Source organism: Pseudomonas alliivorans (genome assembly GCF_017826695.1).
In the GTDB taxonomy this organism is placed as follows: domain Bacteria; phylum Pseudomonadota; class Gammaproteobacteria; order Pseudomonadales; family Pseudomonadaceae; genus Aquipseudomonas; species Aquipseudomonas alliivorans.
On sequence record NZ_JAFFZW010000021.1, the window covers coordinates 1 to 2299 of the forward strand.

The 2299-nt window shown below is 62.3% G+C and carries 1 protein-coding gene; it reads right to left on the bottom strand.

Annotation, left to right across the window (positions count from 1 at the left end; all coding sequences use genetic code 11):
* On the bottom strand, positions 1–2299 hold a 2299-nt coding region (locus JTJ32_RS26230; protein WP_236059492.1), incomplete at both ends, for an Ig-like domain-containing protein.

Below are 2299 nucleotides of genomic sequence, written 5' to 3' on the forward strand. Positions count from 1 at the left end.
CCTGTACCGGTATTGCCTGCGGCATCGATGACACCGGTATTGTTCAGGGTGATCAGGTTGGTGGTGCTGGTGATGTTATTGGTCGGCGTCAGGGTCGCCGTCCAGGTAATGCCGCCGTCGCTGCTGTTGACCGCGCTCAGGGTGCCGTTGGAAACGGACAGGTCGGCGTTGTTGAAACCGCTGACGGCCTCACTGAAGGTAATGGTGACCAGCGAGGTTTCACCGATAGACAGCGCGTTGTCGGCAACCACGACGGTGGCCGTCGGACGCTGCGTATCGATGGCGTAGTTATTAGAGGATGTGACGCCACTGCCGATATTGCCGGACGCATTGGCGAAGCCGGTGTTGTCCAGAGTGATCAGGTTGGTGGCGTCGGTCACGCTGGTGGTCGGCGTCAGGATCGCGGTCCAGGTGACGCCGCCATCGTTGCTGTTGACCGCGCTCAAGGTACCGTTGGCCACTGTGAGGTCGGCGTTGGTAAAACCGGTGACGGCTTCGCTGAAGGTAATGGTCACCAGCGAGGTTTCGCCCACGCTCAGTGCGCTGTCGGCGACCACGATGGTGGCGGTCGGCTGCAGGGTGTCGATGGTGAAATTGGGTGAGCTGGTGGTCCCGGTGCCTGCGTTACCCGCCAGGTCGGTGACACCTGCGTTGTTCAGGCTGATCAGGTTGGTGGTGTCGGCGACGTTGATGTCTGGCGTGTAGGTCGCGTTCCAGGTGATACCGCCGTCACTGCTGCTCACTGCGCTGAGGGTGCCGTTGGGCACGGTCAGGTCGGCATTGGTGAAGCCTGTGACCGCTTCGCTGAAGGTGATGGTGACCAGCGAGGTTTCGCCGACGCTCAGCGCGGTATCTGCCAGTGCAACGGTTGCGGTAGGTCGCACAGAGTCGATGGCGTAGTTGTTGGAAACGCTCAGGCCACTGCCTGTGTTGCCCGCCAGGTCGGTCACGCCGGTATTGCTCAATGTCACCGAGTTGCTGGCGCTGGTGACACCTGCTGTCGGCGTCAGAGTCGCGGTCCAGGTGATACCGCCGTCACTGCTGCTGACCACGCTCAAAGTACCGTTGGCCACTGTCAGGTCGGCGTTGGTGAAGCCGGTGACGGCTTCACTGAAGGTGATGGTCACCAGCGAGGTTTCACCGATAGACAGCGCGTTGTCGGCAACCACGACGGTGGCCGTCGGACGCTGCGTATCGATGGCGTAGTTGTTCGAGGACGTGACGCCACTGCCGATGTTGCCGGACGCATTCGCGAAGCCGGTGTTGTCGAGAGTGATCAGGTTGGTGGTGCTGGTGATGTTGTTGGTCGGCGTGTAAGTCGCCGTCCAGGTGATGCCGCCGTCGCTGCTGCTCACCGCGCTGAGCGTGCCATTGGCCACCGTCAGGTCGGCGTTGGTGAAACCGGTGACGGCTTCGCTGAAGGTGATGGTCACCAGCGACGTCTCGCCCACGCTCAGCGCGCTGTCGGCGACCACGATGGTGGCGGTCGGCTGCAGGGTGTCGATGGTGAAATTGGGTGAACTGGTGGTCCCGGTGCCTGCGTTACCCGCCAGGTCGGTGACACCTGCGTTGTTCAGGCTGATCAGGTTGGTGGTGTCGGCGACGTTGATGTCTGGCGTGTAGGTCGCGGTCCAGGTGATACCGCCGTCACTGCTGCTCACCGCGCTGAGGGTGCCGTTGGGCACGGTCAGGTCGGCGTTGGTGAAGCCTGTGACCGCTTCGCTGAAGGTGATGGTGACCAGCGAGGTTTCGCCGACGCTCAGCGCGGTATCTGCCAGTGCAACGGTTGCTGTAGGTCGCACAGAGTCGATGGCGTAGTTGTTGGAAACGCTCAGGCCACTGCCTGTGTTGCCCGCCAGGTCGGTCACGCCGGTATTGCTCAATGTCACCGAGTTGCTGGCGCTGGTGACACCTGCTGCCGGCGTCAGAGTCGCCGTCCAGGTGATGCCGCCGTCGCTGCTGCTGACCGCGCTGAGCGTGCCATTGGCCACTGTGAGGTCGGCGTTGGTGAAGCCGGTGACCGCTTCGCTGAAGGTAATGGTGACCAGCGAGGTTTCACCGATAGACAGCGCGTTGTCGGCAACCACGACGGTGGCCGTCGGACGCTGCGTATCGATGGCGTAGTTATTAGAGGATGTGACGCCACTGCCGATATTGCCGGACGCATTGGCGAAGCCGGTGTTGTCCAGAGTGATCAGGTTGGTGGCGTCGGTCACGCTGGTGGTCGGCGTCAGGATCGCGGTCCAGGTGACGCCGCCATCGTTGCTGTTGACCGCGCTCAAGGTACCGTTGGTCACTG